Below are 3,496 nucleotides of genomic sequence, written 5' to 3'. Positions count from 1 at the left end.
TCTTCAACTGCGTGCGCTGCGGCCTGATGATCAGAAAATACATGATCACGAAAATCAGGACAAACGGCAAAATGCTGATGAACATATCGGGCGAGGTGCCGACGCCTTGGGCGTATGCCGGTGTGACGAACATCAAGAAACTCCTGGATGGTGAAATACCGCCGGGACGGCCCCGCGAAATTTTGGCCGGAATATAGTCGGTAAAGTTGCCAATGCAACTGCGCGACCCGCAGAATCCGTTGCTTTTCCAGCCGTTTGGCGCGTGCTAGAGCGTCGCAGCCGGAAGCCGGTTGGAGCCGGCCGAAAAGATCGTGCTACAACAGAAGCTTGCAGTTGGTTCTTGGTGCGCAGCCGCGGATCCGTTTCACGTTCCGTGACTGCCAAGTTAAAAAGACCGGAAATGACCGATAGCCTGGATGCCCTGAACAAAAAGCTCGACCGCCTGATCGACGCGGTCTCCCGTCTCGCCCCGCCACCGGTTCCCGAGACCGAACTCGGCGTGGCCGATTGCTTCGTCTGGCAGGCCGATCCCGGCTACCTGGAGCCGGTCCACAAGGTCAATCGCGTCGACATCGGCCTGATCCGCGGCGTCGACCGGGTCCGCGACATCCTGCTCGACAACACCGAGCGCTTCGCGTCCGGCTTCGCCGCCAACAATGTGCTGCTCTGGGGCGCGCGCGGCATGGGCAAGTCGTCGCTGGTCAAGGCCGTGCACGCCAAGGTCAATGCCTCGGACAAGCTCGACCGGCCGCTGAAGCTGATCGAGATCCATCGCGAGGACATCGACACCCTGCCCAAGCTGATGAGCCTTTTGAAGGCGGCGCCCTACCACTTCATCCTGTTTTGCGACGATCTTTCCTTCGACCATGACGACACTTCCTACAAGTCGCTCAAGGCAGCGCTCGAAGGCGGCGTCGAGGGCCGCCCGGCCAATGTCATCTTCTACGCCACGTCGAACCGGCGCCATCTGTTGCCGCGCGATATGATCGACAATGAGCGCTCGACCGCGATCAACCCGTCGGAAGCGGTGGAGGAAAAAGTCTCGCTCTCCGACCGCTTCGGCCTGTGGCTCGGCTTCCACAAATGCTCGCAGGACGAATATCTCGACATGATCGACGGCTATGTCCGTTACCATGCCCTCGCGATTGATCCCGAGACGTTGCGCGCGGAAGCCTTGGAATGGGCAACGACGCGCGGCAGCCGCTCCGGCCGCGTCGCCTGGCAGTTCACCCAGGATCTTGCCGGACGCCTCGGCAAGCCGCTCAAGGACTGATAGCCCATCACCGGCTGCAGTGAAAAAGCCCGCTCCTGGCGGAGCGGGCTGAAGCCGGCGGGCCGGACTGGAGGTCAGGCGGCCCGCAATTTGTTCTTGTTCTATTCGAGATAGCCGCTCGGATCGACCGGAGCAGAGTTCTTGCGCACCTCGAAGTGCAGCTTCGGCGAGTCCGTGGTGCCGCTCATGCCGGACAGCGCGATCTCCTGGCCGCGCTTGACCTTCTGGCCGCGCTGCACCTCGATCGAGCTGGCATGGCCGTAGACGGTGACCAGGCCGTTCTCGTGGCGCACCAGCACTGTGTTGCCGAACTCCTTGAGGCCGTCGCCGGCATAGATGACGACGCCGTTTTCGGCCGCCTTGATCGGCGTTCCTTCCGGCACCGCGATGTCGACGCCGTCCTTGCCGGAGCCGAAGCCGGAGATGACGCGGCCGCGCACCGGCCAGCGCATCTTGCCGATGCCGGTCGCATCCGGCGCCACTGCATCGTCGTCCTCGGCCTGCTGGATGACCTTGGCGTCCTTCTTCGGCGGCGTGTAGGAGGCGAGCGTCTCCGACGGTGTGGTCTTTGCCGGCGGCTGCGTGGTTGCCGTCGTCACCGGATCGACGGTCGGCTTGGTCGCGACAGGCTTCGCCGCAGCGACGGCAACGGTGCCGCCGGCCGGAACCTTGAGCGTCTGGCCGATCTTCAAGAGGCCGTCCTTCATGCCGTTGGCCTGCTTGAGCGCCGTGACGCCGACGCCGGTCTTGCGGGCGATCGAAGACAGGGAATCGCCCTGCTGAACGGTGTAGGTACCGCCGGCGCCGGCCGGCTTTGCCTCGGCCATCTGGGCGGGCGTGGCGCTCTTCGAACCGCTGGCCGCCGCCGATGCATCGACCTGCGCGGCGGATTTGCCGTCCTTGAGTTTTGGCTGCTGCGGCAGCACGGCAACCTTCTCCGGCGCGCCGGCGGGCTGCTTCGGTGTGTTGGCGGGCTTGGTGCTGTCGGCAACCTTCGGCCCGCCCTTGCTCGAATAGGCATAGGCCGGAATGACGATCTTCTGGCCGGTTCTGATGCCCTTGTTGGCATCGAGCCCGTTGACCTTGATGATCGCATCGGCCGGCACATGATATTGGCGGGCCAGACCGGAAATCGTCTCGCCTTCCCTCACCACGATCTCGGTCGCGTGCGGCGCCGCGCTTGCGTTGCGCACCGCGTCGGGCTCGGCGGTCTTGAACGGCTTCGCGGCCGGGGCGACGGTGTTGGTGGCCGTCCTGTCCAGATGCGGCGCGACGGGGGCCGGCGCGAGTGCCGGGGCCGAGGCGGTGCGCATCGGCTTGGCGGCGGCCGGCGCCGAGGGCGGCGGCAATTGCTGGGACGTCACCGGCTCGAGACTGGAGCGGCTCACGGACTGGGTGTGACTGCCGTCGACAGGCGCCGGCGCGACCGTATCGCCCGGATAGGGCTGGTCGACATTCTGCTTGTTGATGATGGCGCGCTGATTGTTGGTGGACGATGTGAACACGTCGTCGACACCATTGAAGCGCATCGCCTGGGAGCTGCAGCCTGCCGCGGCACCGGCGATCATGAGGACGGCGCAGCCGCGCGCCAGATTGCGTCCGTTTGCCTTCAAACCATTGAATTGCATCGCACTAACCCGCACAGACCCGGTACAAACTGGTCATGATTAAAGCGCGTTAATGTTACTGGCCGGTTAACCCATTAGAATCCGCCGAAAATTTTCTTAAAGCATTTTTCGACAGGCGCGACCAAGTCCGGACAGATCGTGCCGGCCGAGACGAGACGGACGTCTCGGGAACCGGCGAATCGCACGAAATGAGACCGGGCGAGCAGCGGCACCACCCTCACACGACCACGCCTTCGCTTGGTTTGGCTTGCTGACCGCCCAAGTCGGGTACAGCGTCGACAACGCCCTCTTCTACGTCAAGGGAGGCGCGGCCGTGACTCACGACCGTTTCGATGTTCTCTTTTCCCCCGACACGACCGCCGGCGAGACAGACGATCAGACCCGCTGGGGCGGTGCCTTGGGTGCCGGTCTTGAATATGGCTTTGCCCCGAATTGGTCACTCGCGATCGAATACTCACCTGTTCATGCCCGACAAGACCACCGCCTTCACGGTCGTTGGCGCGCGCGGGGGCCCCTTCAGCACCGAGCGCATCGATCAGGATGTCGATCTCGTTGGTTTGCACCTGAACTACCGCTGGGGTGGCTGACTGGAGTG

The 3,496-nt window shown here is 63.8% G+C and carries 4 protein-coding genes; 2 read left to right on the top strand and 2 right to left on the bottom strand.

The window, feature by feature from the left end; all coding sequences use genetic code 11:
• The coding region (locus EOA79_RS30775) for a preprotein translocase subunit YajC (protein WP_348631875.1) at positions 1-133 on the bottom strand (133 nt) is incomplete at its 3' end.
• 267 nt (positions 134-400) lie between these two features.
• On the opposite strand from EOA79_RS30775, the gene EOA79_RS30770 reads away from it, so the two are divergent.
• Positions 401-1,273, top strand: coding sequence for an ATP-binding protein (locus EOA79_RS30770; RefSeq protein ID WP_095825605.1), 873 nt, complete (start codon positions 401-403; stop codon positions 1,271-1,273).
• Positions 1,274-1,374: 101 nt separating this feature from the next.
• Here EOA79_RS30770 and EOA79_RS30765 read toward each other — a convergent pair whose 3' ends face one another.
• Positions 1,375-2,901, bottom strand: a complete 1,527-nt coding sequence (locus EOA79_RS30765; protein WP_095825606.1) for a LysM peptidoglycan-binding domain-containing M23 family metallopeptidase — start codon at positions 2,899-2,901, stop codon at positions 1,375-1,377.
• 464 nt (positions 2,902-3,365) lie between these two features.
• Here EOA79_RS30765 and EOA79_RS34205 point away from each other — a divergent pair, with 464 nt between their 5' ends.
• Positions 3,366-3,488, top strand: a complete 123-nt coding sequence (locus EOA79_RS34205; RefSeq protein WP_280950705.1) for a hypothetical protein — start codon at positions 3,366-3,368, stop codon at positions 3,486-3,488.
• Positions 3,489-3,496 lie beyond the last annotated feature (8 nt).

The sequence above is a fragment of the Mesorhizobium sp. M1A.F.Ca.IN.020.03.2.1 genome (genome assembly GCF_004023205.1).
Taxonomy (GTDB): domain Bacteria; phylum Pseudomonadota; class Alphaproteobacteria; order Rhizobiales; family Rhizobiaceae; genus Mesorhizobium.
The sequence above is the reverse complement of the archived record's forward strand: the minus strand, read 5'-3'. Positions and strand labels throughout refer to the sequence as shown.